This window comes from Bacillus sp. SRB_8 (assembly GCF_003264205.1).
GTDB classification, from domain to species: Bacteria; Bacillota; Bacilli; order Bacillales; family Bacillaceae_G; genus Bacillus_A; species Bacillus_A mycoides.
The window spans coordinates 429,982-450,463 of sequence record NZ_NADT01000019.1; the positions used below are offsets into that span (position 1 = coordinate 429,982).

16 protein-coding genes, 1 pseudogene and 3 other annotated features are annotated in these 20,482 nt (G+C 34.6%); of the genes and pseudogenes, 6 read left to right on the forward strand and 11 right to left on the reverse strand.

All coding sequences use genetic code 11. The features are described 5' to 3' along the window. Positions 1-117: 117 nt before the first annotated feature. On the forward strand, positions 118-645 hold the full coding sequence (locus B5P40_RS17750; RefSeq protein ID WP_078176659.1) for an HAD-IIIA family hydrolase: 528 nt from the start codon (positions 118-120) through the stop codon (positions 643-645). A 55-nt stretch (positions 646-700) separates the two neighbouring features. Here B5P40_RS17750 and B5P40_RS17755 read toward each other — a convergent pair whose 3' ends face one another. From B5P40_RS17755 to B5P40_RS17785, 6 genes are all read right to left on the reverse strand, one after another. Continuing rightward, complete coding sequence (locus B5P40_RS17755) at positions 701-1,141, reverse strand: GNAT family N-acetyltransferase (protein ID WP_002085894.1); 441 nt, start codon at positions 1,139-1,141, stop codon at positions 701-703. Beyond that, positions 1,138-1,611: an SAM-dependent methyltransferase gene (locus tag B5P40_RS17760; protein ID WP_002189477.1), complete on the reverse strand. Its 474-nt coding sequence runs from the start codon at positions 1,609-1,611 to the stop codon at positions 1,138-1,140. The genes B5P40_RS17755 and B5P40_RS17760 overlap by 4 nt, the downstream gene beginning before the upstream one ends. A gap of 88 nt (positions 1,612-1,699) precedes the next feature. Continuing rightward, entirely contained in the window at positions 1,700-2,398 is a 699-nt protein-coding gene (locus tag B5P40_RS17765) for an aspartate/glutamate racemase family protein (RefSeq protein ID WP_113709532.1), read from the reverse strand. Positions 2,399-2,545: 147 nt separating this feature from the next. After that, on the reverse strand, positions 2,546-3,748 hold the full coding sequence (locus B5P40_RS17770; protein WP_078176661.1) for an iron-containing alcohol dehydrogenase: 1,203 nt from the start codon (positions 3,746-3,748) through the stop codon (positions 2,546-2,548). A 304-nt stretch (positions 3,749-4,052) separates the two neighbouring features. After that, positions 4,053-5,492, reverse strand: coding sequence for a GntP family permease (locus B5P40_RS17775; protein WP_002085897.1), 1,440 nt, complete (start codon positions 5,490-5,492; stop codon positions 4,053-4,055). Positions 5,493-5,861: 369 nt separating this feature from the next. Continuing rightward, positions 5,862-6,527, reverse strand: coding sequence for an HAD family hydrolase (locus tag B5P40_RS17785; protein WP_002189474.1), 666 nt, complete (start codon positions 6,525-6,527; stop codon positions 5,862-5,864). 191 nt (positions 6,528-6,718) lie between these two features. On the opposite strand from B5P40_RS17785, the gene B5P40_RS17790 reads away from it, so the two are divergent. Both B5P40_RS17790 and B5P40_RS17795 read left to right on the forward strand, forming a co-directional pair. After that, complete coding sequence (locus B5P40_RS17790; RefSeq protein WP_002189473.1) at positions 6,719-7,516, forward strand: lipid II flippase family protein; 798 nt, start codon at positions 6,719-6,721, stop codon at positions 7,514-7,516. A 33-nt stretch (positions 7,517-7,549) separates the two neighbouring features. Continuing rightward, positions 7,550-8,125, forward strand: a complete 576-nt coding sequence (locus tag B5P40_RS17795; protein WP_113709533.1) for a nucleotidyltransferase family protein — start codon at positions 7,550-7,552, stop codon at positions 8,123-8,125. 39 nt (positions 8,126-8,164) lie between these two features. Here B5P40_RS17795 and B5P40_RS17800 read toward each other — a convergent pair. From B5P40_RS17800 to aspS, 3 genes and pseudogenes are all read right to left on the reverse strand, one after another. Then, positions 8,165-9,079, reverse strand: a pseudogene (locus B5P40_RS17800) (alpha/beta fold hydrolase). A 36-nt stretch (positions 9,080-9,115) separates the two neighbouring features. After that, positions 9,116-10,456 (reverse strand): sodium-dependent transporter, encoded by a 1,341-nt coding sequence (locus tag B5P40_RS17805; protein ID WP_002189470.1) that lies wholly within the window; start codon positions 10,454-10,456, stop codon positions 9,116-9,118. Between the two features lie 116 nt (positions 10,457-10,572). Then, positions 10,573-10,821: a binding site (T-box leader), on the reverse strand. Positions 10,822-10,989: 168 nt separating this feature from the next. Next, positions 10,990-12,288, reverse strand: coding sequence for an aspartate--tRNA(Asn) ligase (gene aspS / locus B5P40_RS17810; protein ID WP_002189469.1), 1,299 nt, complete (start codon positions 12,286-12,288; stop codon positions 10,990-10,992). Between the two features lie 105 nt (positions 12,289-12,393). Beyond that, positions 12,394-12,605: a binding site (T-box leader), on the reverse strand. Between the two features lie 252 nt (positions 12,606-12,857). Here aspS and B5P40_RS17820 point away from each other — a divergent pair. Then, positions 12,858-13,337, forward strand: coding sequence for a hypothetical protein (locus B5P40_RS17820; RefSeq protein ID WP_113709534.1), 480 nt, complete (start codon positions 12,858-12,860; stop codon positions 13,335-13,337). A 104-nt stretch (positions 13,338-13,441) separates the two neighbouring features. On the opposite strand, the gene B5P40_RS17825 is transcribed toward B5P40_RS17820, so the two are convergent. Next, entirely contained in the window at positions 13,442-14,953 is a 1,512-nt protein-coding gene (locus B5P40_RS17825) for a M36 family metallopeptidase (protein WP_002189466.1), read from the reverse strand. Between the two features lie 327 nt (positions 14,954-15,280). Between B5P40_RS17825 and B5P40_RS17830 the strand changes: the two genes are divergently transcribed. Both B5P40_RS17830 and B5P40_RS17835 read left to right on the forward strand, forming a co-directional pair. Beyond that, positions 15,281-15,865: a TetR/AcrR family transcriptional regulator gene (locus tag B5P40_RS17830; RefSeq protein WP_002189458.1), complete on the forward strand. Its 585-nt coding sequence runs from the start codon at positions 15,281-15,283 to the stop codon at positions 15,863-15,865. Between the two features lies 1 nt (position 15,866). After that, positions 15,867-16,952, forward strand: coding sequence for a DUF418 domain-containing protein (locus B5P40_RS17835; protein WP_002189456.1), 1,086 nt, complete (start codon positions 15,867-15,869; stop codon positions 16,950-16,952). 52 nt (positions 16,953-17,004) lie between these two features. On the opposite strand, the gene ileS is transcribed toward B5P40_RS17835, so the two are convergent. After that, on the reverse strand, positions 17,005-20,106 hold the full coding sequence (gene ileS / locus B5P40_RS17840; RefSeq protein WP_002189455.1) for an isoleucine--tRNA ligase: 3,102 nt from the start codon (positions 20,104-20,106) through the stop codon (positions 17,005-17,007). 54 nt (positions 20,107-20,160) lie between these two features. Continuing rightward, positions 20,161-20,399, reverse strand: a binding site (T-box leader). Positions 20,400-20,482 lie beyond the last annotated feature (83 nt).

Genomic DNA, 20,482 nt, shown 5'->3' on the forward strand with positions numbered 1-20,482 from the left:
CTCTTAATATAGTATTATATCACTTCTGATATATTTATTTCTGTAGCAGGAAAAAGCATATTTCAAGAGAATACTTAATGTTTGTGGATTTTAATTTAAATTGAAAGGACTATAACTATGACAAACATTGAAGCAATATTCATTGATCGTGACGGAACAATTGGCGGTGATACTACAATACATTATCCAGGTTCTTTCACGTTATTTCCTTTTACAAAGGAATCTTTACAAAAGTTAAAAGCTCAAAATATTAAACTATTCTCTTTTACGAATCAGCCAGGTATCGCGGATGGAAAAGCAACTGCGAATGATTTTACGAAAGAATTAAAAGAGTTTGGTTTTGATGATATTTATCTATGTCCTCATAAACATGGTGATGGATGTGAATGCCGCAAACCGAGCGCAGGTATGCTCCTGCAAGCAGCGGAAAAACATAGGCTTGATTTAACAAAATGCGCTGTAATCGGTGATCGCTGGACGGATATTGTTGCTGGGGCAAAAGTAAATGCAACGACTATATTGGTTCAAACTGGCGCTGGATATGATGCTTTACATACATTCCGAGATAAATGGGCACATATTGAACCAAACTACATCGCAGAAAACTTTGAAGATGCTACAAATTGGATTTTAAATCATCAATAAAAAAATCAAATGAGACGTCTTCACATTGAAAACGTCTCATTTAACTATATATATTTCAAAAAGTTAATTCATAATGGAAATAACGATTATCTCTCAAGTATCCATTTTCAGCGTATAATCGCTGAGCTGATAAATTATCAATCTCTGTTTGTAATTTCACACCTTTTGCGCCATTTTCTAAGGCGAATTCTTTAGCAGCTTCTAACAATTTTTTACCTGTTCCGGCTCCGCGCTTCGCCTTTTGTACAAACAGATCATTTAAAATCCATAACTCTTTCATCGAAATAGAAGAAAATGATGGATATAGTTGCGTGAATCCGATATATTCTCCATCTTCAACTGCCACGAAAATAATGGATTCTTTTCTCTCGATTCGATTTCGTAAAAATACTTTTGCTCCTTCAATATCGGAATCTTGTCGATAAAATACGCGATAGTTATTAAAAACAGATGCTAGTCCATCTAAATCTGCAATTGTTGCCTCATATATTCTCATTTTGTTTTATTCCCCTTCCAATATTGTTTCATAATATCCGTTACCCATTTAGGCTGTAGAATTTCTTCTTTCGGCATAAACTCTTTCATTATCGGCTTTATATCCAATATAGGGGTGCCATCAATAGCATCTAACCCCTCAACAATAATTGATTTACCTTCTCTTTTGATCACCTTTACAATTGTAGCTCCTATGCGATTCGGACGATTTTTCCCGCGCTGTGCAAAAATGCCTACTTTAGGATAATCATTATTATTTCTAGGATGTCTAGCAAAATATTGAATTTGTTCATCAGTTACTTTATGAAAATAAAAGACAACTTCAACATGAGAAAAATCTTCAATCCCTTGTATACTTTCCTCTGTATACATATCAGTTAAAGTAATATAGGATCTTACTTCTCCCCACTCATCATCTTTTATTTCCTTTCTTTCATTATGTACAAATGCGATTGGCTGAACTGAAAACATCCGCATTCCCCCTTAAATGTAACCACTTACATTATAAAATATTTTCTGAATGTTTTCCAGACAAATGAGTTAAGTTTACATAATATAATTATAATCTATTATCTAAAGCGAAATTGACTGCTTCAATCGCATGTATATGCGTTGTATCAAATATCGGAATTGATATGTCTTCCTGCTTTATTAATAACCCTATTTCTGTACACCCTAATATTATTCCTTGCGCCCCTTTTTGCACTAACTCTTCTATAACTCTTTTATAATACTCTCTAGATTGAGATGTTATCTTTCCTAAACATAATTCTTTGTATATTACTTCATTTATTTTTTCTCTATCTTTTCCTAATGGTACTATTACTTTTATATCATTCTCTTCTATACGTGATTTATAGAAATCTTGCTCCATCGTATATTTTGTTCCAAGCAGACCAACCGATTGAATACCTTTTCTATTTATTTCTTTTGCAGTTGCATCCGCAATATGTAATACTGGAATGTTAATATTCTCCTTTATTTTCTCAACTACTTTATGCATTGTATTTGTGCAAATGATTATAAAGTCTGCTCCTCCTTTCTGCAATGAATACGCCGTATTCCCTAATACTTCTCCTGCTCCCTCCCAATCTCCGCTAGACTGGAATCGTTCAATCTCTTCAAAATTCACACTATTAATCAGACATTTTACTGAATGTAATCCACCTAATCTACTTTTTATTTCTTCATTTAAAATTCGATAGTATTCAGAAGTTGATTCCCAACTCATACCACCTATAAGACCTATCGTTTTCATAGTAAAACACCTACCTAAACTATTTTTATAAAACTAATAACAATATTTTATTATGTATATTATACACAATAAAACAAGACTTTAAATTTATAATATAAAGTCTTGTTTTAACTATTTCCAAGGAAATTTTATTATAATATTCTGAAATTAAAGCCCTGATGTTTTTATAGAATCTTCATATTGATAATTAAAACACTCTCGATACAACTGTTTGATTTCATCATAAGAAGGAACTCGTGGATTATTTCCTGGGCTACCACTTGCAATTGCATCTTTCGCCATTTTAAAAATAGCATTTTCAAATTCAACTTCGTCAATTCCGTATTCTCTTAAATTAGGAATACGAAGATCAAAACAAAGTTTCTTAATTTCAGCAATCGTGTAGTTCGCTACTTCTTCATCAGAATGAGAATACAAATCTTTGTTTAAGCTACGTCCTACTTCTGCTAACCTTTTTATTGCACTCATTTTTGTAAACTCTAAAACTGTAGGTAATAGTATTGCATTCGATATTCCATGTGGTACATGGAATATTGCTCCCACTGGACGGGACATACCATGCACTAATGTAACAGATGCATTTGAAAAAGCAATCCCAGCTTGTAATGAAGCAATCATCATTGCTTCCCTTGCTTCCATATTATCTCCATCTTCATATGCGATACGTAAATATTTCATAATGCTTTCAATAGCTGAAAGAGCAAGAACATCTGTAAGAGGTTGTGAAGCTTTAGAAATATAAGCTTCAATTGCATGGCATAATGCGTCTACTCCCGTTGCTGCAGTAATATGAGGTGGTACCGAACTTGTAAAAATCGGGTCTATTATAGCAACATGAGGGATAAAGCTTGGATGTTTTATCATCATTTTCACATCTGTTTTTTTATTTGTAATTACTGCTACACTTGTTACTTCCGATCCAGTACCAGAAGTCGTCGGGATTGCGATTAGCGGTAGTGGATTGTATTCTATTTCTATATCCTTTTGGACGTAATCTTCAATTTCTCCACCATTTGTATATAACACTGCTACTGCTTTCGCAGCATCAATACAGCTTCCTCCTCCAATACCTATGATAAAATCGCATTTTCCTTCTTTACAAATAGATAACGCTTCCAATACGTGTAAATTTGTAGGCTCAGTGTTTACTTCATTGTACGTAATAACAGTAATCCCTTTCGCATTTAAGTGATCCACACATCTTTCAACATAACCCAAACTCTCCATAATTGTATCACTTACAATAAAAGCCCTTTTCCCTAACTTTCTTGATTGATCCCCTAGTTTTTCAAACGAATTTCTTCCATATAATACAGACTTCGGCATACGAAACTCAGCAACTTCTTGCAAGTACTCCACCCCTTCTATCTATAATAAATATTTGCAACTACTCAGCCATGCATTTCATTCAGAAGTTTGATAAAGTCTATTATTCCAGTTAAAATAAGCCCCCTTATTAACTATACTTTGTTTTAAAACTTTGTGCGTGGCAGGAAAGGCCCTGACCGCTCCTATAAATAGCCAGGTCCTCTCTCGACCAACTTAAAAAACTTTTCTGCCGATTTTTCATAGAGTGACTGAGTAGTTACAATAAATATTTTATTATGTAAAATATCAATCTAATAAATATTTTCTTTTCGTATATTAACTAGTATTAATAGATCCCTGTTAAAGTATAGAATGCGATGACTGCAAATACAGCAATCGTTTTCAAAATTGTAATAGCGAATATATCTTTATACGACTGTTTATGTGTTAATCCTGTTACCGTTAGAATAGTAATAATTGCACCATTATGTGGTAATGTATCCATTCCGCCTGATGCCATTGATACAATGCGGTGCATAACTTCTAATGGAATATCATATTGATTGGCCGCTGCAATAAATTTATCCCCCATCGCACTTAACACAATTCCCATTCCGCCTGATGCTGAACCTGTAATTCCAGCTAAAATATTCGTCGTTACTGCCCCATTTACTAATGGATTCGTGAAAGTTGCAGAGATGCTATCTCTCATAATTGCAAAGCCTGGAAGTGCTGCAATAACACCACCAAATCCAAACTCCGCGCCTGTATTCATTGTTGCAAGTAGCGCTCCACCAATACTTGTATTCAATCCAGCTTGAAATCCAGTTACTACTCGTTTCCAATATAATAAAAGCGTTGATAAAATCCCTATAATAAGTGCCAATTCTACAGACCAAATCCCAACTACCGCACTTAATTCAACTTTTCCAAATGCTTTCATACCAATAGCTGAGAAATCAAAACCATCTGGATACCACTTTGGTATCATGATTGTGAAAACTTTATTCATTACACCTACTAAAATAAGTGGTACAAACGCAATTACTTGCTGTACTCTTGTAATTTCAATACTGCTTAATATCGGCATATCTTTTTGTTCTAACTGCAAAGATGCTGCCATTTCAGAATTCCCATCGTTAAAACCAAAATACCCTTCTCCTGCTGCTTTTGCCTTCTTACGCTTACTCTCTAAATAAAGTAAACCTAACGTTAAAACAAAAATTGCGCCTAAAATACCAAGTATCGGTGCTGCATAAATATCAGTTTTAAAAAAAGTTGTAGGTATTACATTTTGAATTTGTGGTGATCCAGGAAGCGCATCCATTGTAAATGTCGCTGCTCCAAGAACGATTGTGCCAGGGATTAAACGTTTTGGAATATCCGCTTGTCGAAACAACTTAGCCGCAAACGGAAATATAGCGAACACCACTACATACACACTAACACCGCTATACGTTAAAATAGCTCCCATTAAAACAATCGCTAAAATGGTACGTTTTTCTCCAACTAACTCTACAATCGTCTTTGCGATGGAATCAGCGATTCCTGACATTTCTACTACTTTCCCAAATATTGCTCCAAGTAAAAACACAGGGAAATATAATTTAATAAATCCTACCATTTTCTCCATAAAAATATTTGAAAAGAAAGGTAATACAAAACTAGGCTCTGTCAAAAATACCGCAAATAATGCAAAAATCGGTGCGAATAATATTACAGAAAATCCTTTATATGCTACAAACATGAGTAAACTAAGTGCTAATAAAATAATAACTAGCTCCAATTATAACCCTCCTTTTAAACTGAAAATTCAATCTTTTAACAACGAACTTTTACTCGTATTTCGAACCCTTTTATTTCATGACATTCCTCCTCTTTTTATCCCGCTATTTGCGGGCAGTAAGACTCCCACCTTAAAATTCAGCAAATGTGCAGAAGCTAGGCGGGATATCAACTGCTCGTAACAGCCCGATTGATCAGGGCTGTTAATCAGTGCTGGATGGACAGAACTTCCACTAATTAAAGTTTTACTTTATTACAAATTTTTCATGCTAAAATTGTCTAATTATAGTATTCGATTACATATGTAAAATCCCTTTAAACAAAACGATTTCATCGTCATATGTTATAAAGGGATTTCTAGGTTCTATTTCTATAGTTTTATCGTACTATTCTCTATACAAAAGCTTTGTAACTCTTCGACATCTTTCACTATATGAATCGCCCCAGCATCACCCAATTCAATCTCACTACCATATCCATACAATACACCTATTGAAGCAATTCCGTTACTGTTCGCACCGATTACGTCATGCTTTCTATCACCAATCATCACCATTTCTTCTTTTTGAAGTTCTTCATTTGTTTGTAAAATATGAGCAATTATTTCTTCCTTTTTTATTCTTGTCCCATCTAAATTACTCCCAACAATCTCTTCAAAAAAAGATGTTAACTGAAAGTGCTCTATTACTTGTTTCGCAAATACAGTAGGCTTTGAAGTTGCTACAAACAAACGATTGCCAGCATCCTTTAATTCTTGCAATAGGGCTGTAATTCCATCGTATACTTTATTCTCTAATAAACCACTTTGCTTTAAATATTCCCGAAAGTAAAACACCGCTCGTTCTACTTCTATTTCATTCATATTATATCTATCTGCAAAAGATTGTTGTATTGGTGGACCGATAAATGAATCTAACTCAATTATATTCACTTCTTCAATCCCCATTTTTTCTAACACGTATAGAACAGCATTGATTATCCCTTCTTTCGGATCAGTTAATGTTCCATCTAAATCAAATAGAAATGTTGTATACATATTTAATTCCCCCACTGATTTTATATGTACCCCATTAAGGCCATTCTCCTACTTACCCCTTTACTATACTATCACCATCTAACTTTTCAGAAAATTACTTTTTCTAACCCTTATACTTTCAGTTACAAAATCACAAAAGATATGATAAAGTAAAAAAGTTATACTTAATTTAATAGAAACTGGTGAATCACATGTCAATTACGTTAATTTTTATAATGGCTTTCACAATTGTTATCCACGCAGTTGAAACTAGCTCTTATAGTATTCGATTAGCTGGTGTCCGTTTAAAAAAGATTGTCGTTGCCTTATCCATCGTAGGAATGGTACTACTTATTTCAAGAACATCTAACTTACTACAAGCTTTTTTAATTGGTGGTATTGTCGATGAAGCAAAGCTAGATTCTTCTATTGATTTAGAGCATATTATACGGCTCGTTCTATTATCTGCTTCTGTCGGTACATTGCTCGCGATTATACTCTATCCAACTTTGACAAAGCTATTTGGATACGTCATTCAAAACTTTGAAACAGATGGTTCATTCATTCGAATGATGAAGACGAATAACATTCAAAAATTAAAGTACACAAAAAAATATGTACGCTTTCCAAAGTTTGAGATGATTCATCGAATGCGTATTGGCGGAATTCCGAAGCGAATTATGCTTATTAATATGTTTGCCACTGCCATTTATACAGCTGGTGTTCTTTCCGCACTATATGCTTCTTTTTTAAATCCGACTTATGCAACAAAGGCTACTACAGCTTCTGGTCTTGTTAATGGTTTTGCTACTATTTTATTAACAGTTTTACTAGATCCACGTATCGCACTTTTAACAGAACGGGCTCTTCAATCAGAAGAAGGTGCTGAAGCAATGAGTAAGATGTATGGTTGGCTCATGATTTCTAGACTTCTCGGTACATTATTAGCGCAACTATTATTCATACCAGGTGCTTACTGGATTACATGGATTATTAAGCTTATGAATTAATTCACTCTCTAAAAAAAGTAGGTGTACTATCAAATGACTATTAAAACCGAACAAGATATTATTCAATTGATCCAAAATGATCCGTGGATGATGAATGTATTACAAATGGCAAAATCACTAGAGCTACCTGATTGGTGGATTTGCGCTGGGTTTGTCCGTTCTAAAATTTGGGATACCTTACATAACTACGAAGTAAGAACGGCTACGCCAGATGTCGATGTCATTTATTATGATCCATTACATAAAGATGAAGTGTACGAACAATCATTAGAACAGAAACTAATGATTATGGATGCCTCTATCCCTTGGTCAGTAAAAAATCAAACTCGCATGCATGTAGTGAATGGAATGCCGCCATACTCTTCTTCTGTTGATGCTATTTCTAAATTTCCTGAAACAGCAACCGCTCTTGGTGTTTCTTTGGACGAACAAAACAAAGTCATATTAACATCCCCATGCGGAATAGAAGATGTACTTTCATTACAAGTGAAACCTACACCTCATTTTCTTGAAACGAAAGAACGAATACATATGTACAACAAAAGAGTTAATCAAAAGAAATGGCAAAGTAAATGGCCTAATATTACAATCACTTATCCAGAAATTTAAAATAGAGCGCTTCGCATTATACGAAGCGCTCTTTCTTTTTTAGTTCAAAAAATGAATGACTGTTTCAGCAAATCGATCAGCTTCCTCATAATGTGGTGTATGGCCACTCTCTTCGAATATGATATGCTTCCCATTTGAAGCATCATTATTAAATATTTCAATTTGTTTTTCACACGTTACTACATCGTATTTTCCTACAATTAATAACATTGGATTTTGTATATCTTTTATTTTAGATAATAATGACGTATGACATGCTCCCTCTAATTTTAATCTATCAAAATGAATTTTGGAGCGATTTGAAAATACTTCCCACTCTTCATCACTATATAAACTATCGTCTGTCTCATCTATTTTATAATTGTAAATCTCCATTCTTTTTTCTTCTAATTCAGCACTTAATCTTATATAAGCTTCTAACAACTCTTCTGAACTAGCATTATTAGATGAATAAGCAAAGCAGTCTTCTGCTGCCGCTTCTTTTCCATACTTTTATAATAACGTTCCTGTCTTTTGTAATAGAGCCCTACTTGTTAATGCAAAATCGAAAGTCGGACCTTCAAATATTATTTTCTCTATTGAATTTGGATATGCCCTTGCATATAACAATGCTACATATCCACCGAAAGAGTGCCCGATTACAGACCATTTCTCAATTTGTAGTAGTTTTCTTATTTCCTCACAGTCTTCAACTAAATCATTTAATCCAAAAGATTCTTCCTCAGTAATTCCTTCTGATCGACAAACTCCTCTTTGATCTATCATAATTACATATAAGGAATCTTTTAATCGTTCCGCTTGATGAAATGAAAAATCATAACAGCTTTCACCTGGACTACCGTGTAAAAATAATACTGGTTTATTTTTAGGACTTCCATGTGTTTCAACGTATAGCTTTTTCCCTCTCATGTTCATATATTTCCCAACTTCAATCAAATTCGTTTTTATGATCATCACCTTCTTTTTTACCGAATATTATAACATTTAATATTAAATAATCCCTATTACATTTAAAAATACGATAACTATCGCAAGTGGTGCTACAAATCGAAGTAAAAATGCCCAGATAGTAAATACTATCTTTCCGTAATTTCCACCTACAAAAAATTCTGCTTCTAGTACTTTCTTTTCCATTTTGAATGAAACGAAAATACTAATAAATAGCGCTCCAAGTGGCATTAATATATTACTAGATAAGAAATCTACTGCATCAAAAATATTCTTTCCAAAAATCGTAATATCACTCCATACTCCAAATGATAACGCAGATGGTATACCTACTAAGAAAATGCAGAAACCAATGATCCATGATAGTCTAGTTCTTCTTTCTTGTTCACCATTTGCTAATGCTGAAACAACCGTCTCTAGTAGAGAAAATGCCGATGTTAATGTCGCAAATGTAAATAGCGCAAGAAATACCGTTAAGAACAATCCTCCTAATGGAATTTGACTAAATACAGATGGTAATACGATAAATAGTAAGCCTGGCCCTTCTGTCGGCTCCATGCCTAACGAAAATACTGCTGGAAAAATGGCAAGACCTGCAAATAAAGAGACGAATAAATTCAATCCAACAATTGTTATTGCTGATTTTGGTAAACTTTCTTTTTTATTTAAATACGAGCTATACGTAACCATAATCGAAATCCCTATACTAATCGCAAAGAATGATTGGCCCATTGCGAACAAAATACTTTCTGAAGTAATCTTTGAGAAATCTGGTTGTAAGAAAAACTTTACACCTTGCATTGCATTATCCAATGTTAATGAACGAATAATAAGGGCGACAAATAAAACGAACAATGCTGGTAGCATATATTTACTTGCTTTTTCAATTCCGTTTTGTACACCTTTTGATACAACCCATATCGTAATGAACATAAAAGCGAAATGTCCAGTAATAGCCCAAAGCGGATTTCCAATTGTTTCAGTAAATAACGAACCGTAATTTTGTTCCGGAGTAATAAGCTGTCCTGTTACTCCCCTGAAAAAATATATTAAAACCCATCCACCTACAACGCTATAAAATGAAAGTAGTATAAAACAAGTTCCAACGCCAAGACGTCCTATCCAGTGCCATCCTGTATTTGGTGCGATACTTTTAAATGCTCCAACTGCTTGTTTCTGTGTACTGCGTCCAATCATAAATTCAGCTATAAGTAGCGGTAGTCCAATTAATACAGTAAATAATATAAAGATTAAAAAGAATGCTCCTCCTCCGCTCTTCCCAGCGATATAAGGGAATTTCCATATTGCGCCAAGTCCAATTGCTGATCCTGCTGCTGCCATTATAAAACCTAATTTCGAAGTCCATTGCTCCGTCTGTTTCATCCTATTTTCCTCCTGTTAAAATCATTTTATATTAATAAATAAATATTATTGATCAATCTGAATAAAACCTCCATTTCTTTTTCTATAAAATAAAAAAATGGCCCAACGTCTCTATATAAAGAGACGCTAAGCCATTTACTTAACGCGGTACCACCCTTATTGATTCCATTATGAATCCACCTTAGTAGTAATCGTTTGATTACAAACCTAATATCGAAGGTTAACCGTTAAGATTTACTAAGAATGTGATTCCGTTCCACCTTACTGCTCCTAGGCGAGTTCAGGATGTCATTTGACTATGTCGCACCAACCCATAGCTCTCTGTACAAATACATGACCTTACTACTCCTATTCAACACATTTTAATATTTAGAATATATTTTCTTTTGAAATTAATATGAAGTATATCGGTTATATTTATAACTGTCAAGGGATATATTATTTTTTTGTCGAAAAGGATTTTTATAAACTTTCAATGTAAAAATGAAAGAACAGTAAAAAAGCATCTTCGCGATAATCGCGAAGATGCTTTTTTATGGTATAAGACGTGTACAATCTCTCGGAAAAGCACTCGCCTCTCGTACGTTTGTTAATTCTAAAAGTTTATATACAACTCTCTCTAATCCTATCCCAAAACCACCATGTGGTGGACAACCGTATCGGAATGTATTTAAATAAGATTGAAATTTCTCTGGATGTAATCCTTTTTCTTTAAAAGAAGCAAGTAACATGTCATAGTTATGAATTCGCTGTGCACCTGATGTAATTTCTAATCCTTTATATAATAAATCGAATGAATCAGTAATAGTTGGATTTTCTTTATTCGGTATCGTATACATCGGTCGCGCTTCTTTCGGATAATGTGTAATGAATACAAATTCACTATTATATGTTTCCTTCACATATTTCCCTAATAACTTTTCACCTTCTGTATCTAAATCCCCTTCAGGAGATTCTTTCCGATACTTCATTTTCAAAATTTCTTGCGCTTCTGCCAATGTGATTTTAGGAATTTCTATAATGACAGGTACTTCTATTTGTAGTAGCTGTAATTCTTTTTCACAGTTTTTTGCTACTTGTTGAAACATATATCGTAAAACATCCGTTTCTAATTGCATCACTTCATGAAAATCATGAATAAATCCAAGTTCTACGTCTAACGATATATATTCATTTAAATGTCGTGACGAGTTATGATGTTCAGCCCGGTACACAGGAGCAATTTCAAAAACACGTTCGAGTCCTCCCGCTACCATCATTTGTTTATAAAACTGTGGTGATTGAGCTAAATACGCTTCTTTTTGGAAATATGGAAGCTTAAAAACATTCGCTCCTCCTTCTGCGCCTTGCGAGACAATTTTCGGAGTAAATATACGTGTGAAATCGTTCTCTATTAGAAACTCACTAAAACTTTGAACGAGTGTAGATTTCACTTTAAATATCGCCGCGATTCGCTCATGTCTTAACGACAATACTCGCTCATTCAATAATTGATCTAGGCCAACTTGTAACTTTTTTTTATTTATTTCAAATGGAAGTGATTCTGCTCCATTTAATACTTTCACTTCATGTGCAAGTATTTCAACACCTAATTCTGTTTTCGATGTCTCTACTATTTCTCCAATTATTTGGACCACACTTTCAACATCAACTTTGTATCCGGCTAACTCGTTTTCTAATACACATTGAATAACTCCCGTTCGGTCCCTTAATAATAAAAAACTAACATTCCCTAGATGACGAATCTTTTTTACCCATCCTTGTAGTAATACAACCTTCCCGCCATGTTCCGTACATTCTCGTGTGAGTGAACGCTTCATTATTTGATCCATTACATTTCCCTCCAATAGTTTTATTTTTATTTACATTATTGTTGTCATCGTCGTCATCCACGGTCACTCACCTCCTTTCAAAGAATACAAAAATCCGCCCCTATAAATAGGGACGGATTTTTCCGCGGTACCACCCAAATTGTCATAATGACCATCTTAGCCCTGATAACGGTAGGTACCGTTTGCTTTTACTAATTATCACGTTCAAAGCAACACTCACAGGTGTCTTTCCATCATGCGGTATCGCAATCTTCCCAGCAATCGATTGCTCTCTGTAGACCCTTGCATCATGTACTTTTCCTAATCATCACTTTTTATATTTACAGAGTATTCTATCTTTTTATTTTATAAAACGCAAGCCTTTTTAGAAAAATATTGCGATTTCTCACTAAACAGACCCCTTCTAAAGGTATGTAATATGAACATTGAACTCTATACAATTATCATTTGACAGCTTAGAAATGTTTTATCCTTCTCAAATTCTTTCAATTGAATTTCTTTCCATTTTATTACATATTTTGCGCATTTCCCACGCATATTATTATTAAAGTTTTATCGGAGGTGTACATATGAAAAAAACAATTAGTTTCTTTCTCCTATTATTATGCTTAGTTGTAGTTAATGAAGCATATGCCTATTCACCAAAATCTTTACCAATCTCTCAAAATTCTGATCAATGGCAAGTAAATATTGATGAAGTAAAAAGAACGAGTGAAAAATTGTTACAACCAAAAAAAGGTGTATTTCAAACATATCATTTCTCTGTAAAAAATCTTGGGAAAAGTGAAGTGTATAATGTACAAGTTGAAGTCTTCCGCAATGAACCAAATACGAAAACAAAATATGAACTCTTTTCCCTAAAAGAAAGTCGTCTAGCGGGCGGAAAAACTGGATTTGAACACGCTAATTTTCCAGTTTCTACAAAAGTGGATAAGGTTGATGTGATCATTACGTGGCAAGAACATCCTTTCCGCTCCATGAGAAACGGTCAAAAAGTTGAATCTAGAAAATTTAAAGAGCATTTTGTTTTTAAAGAAGCAGTAAAGTGAACTTATCGGTATATGTATATTATTACCGCTACCAATAAATTTTCCAGTACCAGTTCTTAAGCAAATAAAAAAGTCGTGGCTTTTAAACGCCACGACTTTTTATATTAATTCGTACTAATTCCTCTCGCTGTCCAAATTCGATCGATTTCCGCGGCATGTTGTCCGCCGTATAAAAGAGCATCCGCTTGCTTAATTGCTTTCGCTCCATCACGGAATTTCGCATTTGGCGTTAATGACCAATGTGATTGTAAAATAATTTTTGTTGCTACATCACGTCCAAAAGATTGCGCCATTTCGTATTGACCTTGAGCCCAAATTTCCCCATCATTATGCACTTCATTCGTTATATCTTTCGGGTATACTTTATTCGTATCTAATCGGCGTAAGCACGTCGGATCTGAACTAGAATAAGCAGCCGCATCCCATTCTCCAATACATGCTTTCCCGTATCCTGTTGTCGAAACTGCATCTTCATAAGTAGCACCTAAGAAGTCTCCAAATCCTTCTCCCATCGCTCCACCTTCTGGTGAACTTCCGAAGCCTGGCACTTGATTATCTTGAATAGAATGACCATATTCATGCGCAATAATGCCAGCATCTTCTGCATCATCTACTCCGCCAGTACCGAAGGTTAAAGCTTTCGTTGATGGAGAATAGAATGAATTATCGTCAGTTGTACCATTTACATTCACTTTAATCGAACGTTTATTAATATTTTGAAAGCCTAATCCTTGAATGTAACGCTGTAATGTATCAATATGATAATATGACATAACATCTTCAAAACTATCATTTGCACGTGTATAGTTAAATTGTAAGTTTGTAGATTTCGTCTTCGCTTTTGAAGAAATCGTAACATACTCACCAATTAAAAATCCTGTACCATCTAAACCTTTTAACGTAACAGTTTTCAATTGATTCGTTAATGCTGTTGAATCTGCATCATTATTATCTTTTAACCCTGCTAAACTTCCACTAGATACGACAGGGTTAGGTAAAAATACTTTTCCTGTTCCTTCTGCTTTTCGGTTTATATCAACTTTTTTAATTAACTTTCCATTTTCCGCATCAATGAATGTTTCCCATGCACCGAATGGATTATTAGAATGGACTACCACTTTATATACAGGAATAGCGACTCCCTCTTCAACAATATATCCGAATTCTTTTTCTGTAGGAGCCCATAAGTTTTGCTCACTTTCTCCTCCAACATACGCCATCGATTTTTGTTCTGCATCTTTTTCACTAATTTTTTTCGTAACTTCCTTCACACCTGTAACAGGCTGATAATCAGAAACCGCAAGTAAGCCTTTTCCCTCTCCGTTAAGAGTAACTGTAATTTGTTTTGAAAATACAGGCGCACCATTGACCACTTGTTGGAACCTAACATATGAAGCTACTGATGTTTCTGTTGTAGAAATATATTGCAAGTCTGAAAGGTCTGCCTTCAATCCATATTCCGTAGCATGTCCTTTTAAATATTCAATTGCTTTTTTCTGTGGTGAATAAGCTTCTAGCTTTACTTGCTGTTGTTTTTCCAGTGCTGAAACAGTAGAAATTGTCCCCATTACTAATGGCACAGTCATTGCCATTGCCACCATTTTTTTGTTTAACATAAAACCACTCCCCCTAATAAATTGAAAACTTTACCCCATTCCTATAAGGCTATTCCTGTCCACAAGTAACGAAATAAAGTGAATCTACGAGTAATTCTATACAAACAATTCTATTACCTTTACATTTTGGGTAAGTGAAATTTTCTCAATATTTATGTGTAAAACGAGAAAAATACTGTAGAAATATATTTCTTTTGTAAATTTCTTTACCTTATGCTTTTTAAAGTAATGTGTAAAAAATAAGTTATTTTTTACCTAACGGTAGGTTGAAAATAATATTAATGAATGATACGATTTATGTAACCTTTTTTATTAGGAGGACTTATCATGAGCAAAAGTGAAGAAACACTCTCTTCCATAGTCGAAGCAAGTTATCGACTATTTGCCGGTCACGGCATTGCCAAAACGACCTATACAATGATTGCTGAAGAAGTTGGTATTGCCAAGCCATCTATTTATTATTACTTTAAATCTAAAGATGCATTAATTGAAAGTATTTTTAATGAATTATGTGCAGCGATGCAGTTCTCCTCATTCTTTCATACAGAAGAATTTACGAAAGAGAATTTCATTGAGAAATGTGTTGAAATTGGCTTTAAAATGATAGACGAACAACAGAAAGATCCTTATTTTAATCGTGTATTACAAGAATATGTATTACTATCTTCAAGAAACGATATGTACAAAGATCGATTACTAACTGTACAAACAGAATATTTAAACGGATTTGAATCACTCCTAACAAAAGCAAATGAACTTCAACTCATTCAAAATAAAAATCTAGTTTCAAAAGCTCATATGTTAACATTAGTTCTTGATAATATTGGGAATTTTATGATGTTACATTTAGATATGGATTATAAACAAATATGGATTGAAGCTGTAAATAGCATTTTTGAAAGCAGGGATTGAAGTGAATACAAAAAAGCGCATTATCGGCTTAGATTTTGCTAGAGCGTGGGCAATGTTTGGAATGTTACTAGTTAATTTCATGGTGATAACAGGGGCGGAAGGAAATGGACCTCCTCTGTTAAAAACCTTTATAACACTTTTTGAAGGTAGAGCTTCTGCCTTGTTTGTTATACTTGCTGGGATTGGCATAACTTTAATGACTAAATCATCTGTTGCTAGCCAAGAGAAAATAAAAATCAATACCAGCCGAATATTGATTTGGAAACGATCACTATTCTTATTTATTTTAGGATTATTATTGTATGTAATGGAATGGACGGGTGATATTTTACACTACTACGGCGTTTACCTTTTCATCGCTGCATTACTAATTACTGTACGAAGAACTATACTAATATGGCTTTCTATCATTATTTTACTTGCTGCACAATATCTCCAACTTACTTTCAACGCCTTCGAAGGATGGGGAGGCACAATCCCATTTATAAACTATATAGACTTTTGGACCTTAACAGGTTTTCTTCGCAACTTATTTTTTAATGGCTATCACCCTATTTTCCCATGGTTTTCTTTCTTCTTAATCGGTATGATAATTGGCAGATTAGATCTTCATAATAAAAATATTAGAGAAAGATTACTCTTACTCAGTATTACAATCACAATACTGACAGAACTTTTATCAAAAGGACTTACACACTTCTTTATTCCATACATCGGCAAAGAGGCAGCTACATTTTTGTTTAACACAGGACCCATTTTGCCCAATATATTATACGTCGCATCCGCTACAGGATCTGCTATTGCTATATTAATAATTTGCCTCTACATTGCTGAAAAATATGAAAATAATTGGTTTGTTACTTCCATTATACAAACAGGACAATTAACATTAACGCATTATGTAAGTCATGTATTTATCGGTATTGGCGCATTGATTGTATTAAATCGTATGGAACATCAAACACTACTTTTCGTTTTATTATTTGCTACTGCATTTTTCATTTTCAGTATTTTATTTAGCGTATTATGGCGAAGGAACTTTTCTAGAGGACCTATCGAATGGATTATGCGGAAAATAACTGATTAATTTATCTTCATACAAAAAAGGAAGTTGGAATGATTCCATCTTCCTTTTTTCTTTAATTAGCCGCGTTTAATTTAATTCGGATCTTTGTCTCACCTAAAGAAAGTTCATCGTCCTCATTCGTTAAGTGACCAAATGTAAATTGCTTGACGAGTAAGTTTTCTTCCAATAAATCTTTATGATTCGTTAACGTTTGCTGTAGTTCTTCTTCTGTATCAAGAATTACATCCACTCGTAAATTAACTGGTAAATTCAACTGCTTACGATATTCTTGAACTGCACGAATAAATTCACGTGCTACTCCTTCTTGTAACAATTCTTCCGTTACATTCGTATCTAACATTACCGTATATTGACCGTTAGTCGTATTTGAGAATCCTGATTTCGCAACTTTCTCTACTAATACATCTTCAGCTGTTACAACTACTTCTTCTCCTGGTGCTACTTCGTAAACTGCTCTTTCTGTAGATACAAAGTGTTGTACTTCTTCTTTTGATAATTGTTTTAGCCAGCCATTTACTGCATTCACACTTTTACCAAACTTCGGCCCAGCCGTTTTAAAATTCAGCTTTAATTGATAGGACGTGTATTTCGTTTCATCGAGTTCAACATGGAACGCTTTTACATTTAGCTCATCCATGATGATATCACGATAAGATTCCCAATCCATATCATTTTCATTATGCGCTAGTAATACAAGTTCTGCTAACGGCTGTTTTACTTTTAATGAATGTTGATTACGGTTACTTCTTCCAAGTTCAACAACTTGTAAAACAGCATCCATTTCTGCTTCTAACTCAGGCTGGATAAGTGATTCGTTTACAACCGGATAATCTGCTAAATGAACGCTTCTTCCTTCTAAATTCAGATGAATATCCTCAGCTACAAACGGTGTAAATGGTGCGATTAATTTACTAATTGTTACAAGCACTTCATGAAGCGTTTCATACGCAGCTGCTTTTTCAGGATTCATACCAGATTCCCAGAAACGATTACGTGATCGTCTTACGTACCAGTTACTGACTTCATCTACAAGCGCCGCGATTTCACGAGCTGCATTCGTAAATTGATAATCATCAAGTGCTGTTCTCACTTTTTTCGTTGTGCTATGCAATCTTGATAATACCCATTCATCTAATTTCGTACGTTTAACTTCATACTTTTCTTTCGGATTATACTCATCTAACTTTGCATATAAAACGTAGAAGCTATATACATTGACTAACGTATCTACAAATTTAGATTTTGCTTCCAGTACTGTTCTTTCAGAAAAACGCTTTGCATTCCACGGAGCACTGTCAACAAGTAGAGCCCATCTTAAAGCATCTGCACCAAACTGATTTACTAAATCAACTGGATCTAGTGCATTTCCTTTACTTTTAGACATTTTCTGTCCTTCCTCGTCTAGAACATGCCCTAGTGATAACACTCGTTTATATGGTACTTTCCCTGTATATAGCGCTGATACGGCTAATAAACTATAAAACCATCCGCGTGTTTGATCAATGCCTTCTGCAATAACATCTGCTGGAAACTGTTCTTCAAATAACTCTTTATTTTCAAATGGATAATGATATTGTGCAAACGGCATGGAACCACTATCAAACCAAACATCGATTACTTCTGGTGTGCGATTCATTGTACTTCCGCATTTTTCGCAGCAAACTTGCACTTCATCTACATACGGCTTATGCAATTCTAAATCTTCAGGTGTTTCTTTCGTACTATGCTTTCTTAATTCGGCAATGCTTTTCGGTGCGAATTGATGATCGCAGCTTTCACATTCCCATACGTTTAAAGGTGTTCCCCAATATCTATTCCGGCTAATATTCCAGTCCACCATGTTTTCTAAAAACTTACCAAACCGTCCATGCTTCATATGGTCTGGATACCACTTAACAGAATCATTATTTCGTAAAAATGTTTCTTTAATCTCAGTTGTTCGGATTAACCAGCTTTCTCCTGCATAATAAAGTAATGGTGAATCACAGCGCCAGCAATGCGGATAGCTATGTTCATATTTTTCTTTATGATATAGCAAACCTTCTTTCGCTAAATAACGAACGATATCAACGTCACAATCTTTTACAAACTTACCTTTAAGAAATGGTACTGCATCCGTATACTCACCTTTCTCATCTACAACATGTAAGAACGACAATCCTTCACTTTGAACGACTTTATAATCGTCCTCCCCATATGCTGGAGCGATATGAACGAGTCCTGTACCACTATCTGCTGTTACAAAATCTGCTGCAATTACGTGGTACCCATTTGTAACTTCCTTCATCGGAAACGGTGCTGTATAAGATATGTTTACTAATTCTTCGCCTTTGTGAACAGATAATACTTCATAGTTTTCTTTTAATACTTCTTGTACACGCTCTTTCGCAACAATGTATACATACCCTTCTTGTTTCGCTTTAACGTATTCCATATTTGGATGTACGGCAAGTGCAACATTCGCTGGAAGTGTCCACGGCGTTGTCGTCCATCCAAGGAAATATTCATTTTCACTATCTTTTACTTTAAACTTAACCGTTGCGCTTAAATCTTTCACTGTTTTATATCCTTGTGCAACTTCATGTGAACTAAGCGATGTTTGACAGCTTGGACAGTATGGAGAAACTCTATGTCCTTTATATAACAAACCTTTTTCATGAATCGTCCCTAAAATATTCCATACACTTTCGATATATGGATTCTCTAGAGTAACGTATGGATCATCCATATCTACCCAATATCCAATGCTCTCCGTAAATTCACGCCACTGCTTCTCATACGTGAATACACTCTCTTTACACTTTTGAATAAATGGCTCAATGCCGTACTCTTCAATCTCATGCTTACCTGAAATACCAAGTTGTTTTTCGACGCCTAATTCTACAGGTAATCCATGTGTATCCCAGCCAGCTTTTCTTAACACTTTATATCCAGCCATCGTTTTATATCTTGCTACTAAATCTTTAATTGCCCGACCAAGTGCATGGCCGACGTGTGGTAAACCGTTCGCCGTTGGTGGTCCTTCATAAAACACAAACGATTGTGCGCCTTCTCTATTCTGAATTGATTGTTCAAAAATGCCCTGTTCGTTCCACTGCTTACGAATACGTGTTTCTCTCCCTACAGCCGACTCTTTTACATCTACTTTCTTCATCTACAATCACTCCTTTGAATGTTTTAAAAGCACACAAAAAACCCGCCCCTATGAAGTAGGGACGGGTTTACCCGCGTTACCACCCTAATTCTATTAGCTTTTCACTAATAGCACTTAGCAACGTACTAATATACGCGTTCTTTGTAACGGTAGACATCCGTCCGAGCTTACTTTATTCAGCCACGGCTCCTCGGAGATGATTTTCAAATAACGTCTGCACACCGGCTTTCAGCAATACACCGGCTCTCTGGAGAACAGCTCACTATTTTACTCTTTCTCGTCTTCAGATTTGTATACTTTATTAAAAGTTATTTTATGCCATTAAACAATTAATTGTCAACTAATTCGAAATATATTTTTATTTATACCCTTTTTC

What these genes read in the sequence shown, in the direction of transcription:
- B5P40_RS17820 (WP_113709534.1), top strand. Translation starts at nt 12,858, where the DNA reads ATGAAAAAAACAATTAGTTTCTTTCTCCTATTATTATGCTTAGTTGTA.
- B5P40_RS17750 (WP_078176659.1), top strand. Translation starts at nt 118, where the DNA reads ATGACAAACATTGAAGCAATATTCATTGATCGTGACGGAACAATTGGC.
- aspS (WP_002189469.1), bottom strand. Translation starts at nt 12,288, where the DNA reads ATGGATCAAATAATGAAGCGTTCACTCACACGAGAATGTACGGAACAT.
- B5P40_RS17790 (WP_002189473.1), top strand. Translation starts at nt 6,719, where the DNA reads ATGTCAATTACGTTAATTTTTATAATGGCTTTCACAATTGTTATCCAC.
- ileS (WP_002189455.1), bottom strand. Translation starts at nt 20,106, where the DNA reads ATGAAGAAAGTAGATGTAAAAGAGTCGGCTGTAGGGAGAGAAACACGT.
- B5P40_RS17760 (WP_002189477.1), bottom strand. Translation starts at nt 1,611, where the DNA reads ATGTTTTCAGTTCAGCCAATCGCATTTGTACATAATGAAAGAAAGGAA.
- B5P40_RS17825 (WP_002189466.1), bottom strand. Translation starts at nt 14,953, where the DNA reads ATGTTAAACAAAAAAATGGTGGCAATGGCAATGACTGTGCCATTAGTA.
- B5P40_RS17785 (WP_002189474.1), bottom strand. Translation starts at nt 6,527, where the DNA reads ATGTATACAACATTTCTATTTGATTTAGATGGAACATTAACTGATCCG.
- B5P40_RS17765 (WP_113709532.1), bottom strand. Translation starts at nt 2,398, where the DNA reads ATGAAAACGATAGGTCTTATAGGTGGTATGAGTTGGGAATCAACTTCT.
- B5P40_RS17805 (WP_002189470.1), bottom strand. Translation starts at nt 10,456, where the DNA reads ATGAAACAGACGGAGCAATGGACTTCGAAATTAGGTTTTATAATGGCA.
- B5P40_RS17755 (WP_002085894.1), bottom strand. Translation starts at nt 1,141, where the DNA reads ATGAGAATATATGAGGCAACAATTGCAGATTTAGATGGACTAGCATCT.
- B5P40_RS17830 (WP_002189458.1), top strand. Translation starts at nt 15,281, where the DNA reads ATGAGCAAAAGTGAAGAAACACTCTCTTCCATAGTCGAAGCAAGTTAT.
- B5P40_RS17795 (WP_113709533.1), top strand. Translation starts at nt 7,550, where the DNA reads ATGACTATTAAAACCGAACAAGATATTATTCAATTGATCCAAAATGAT.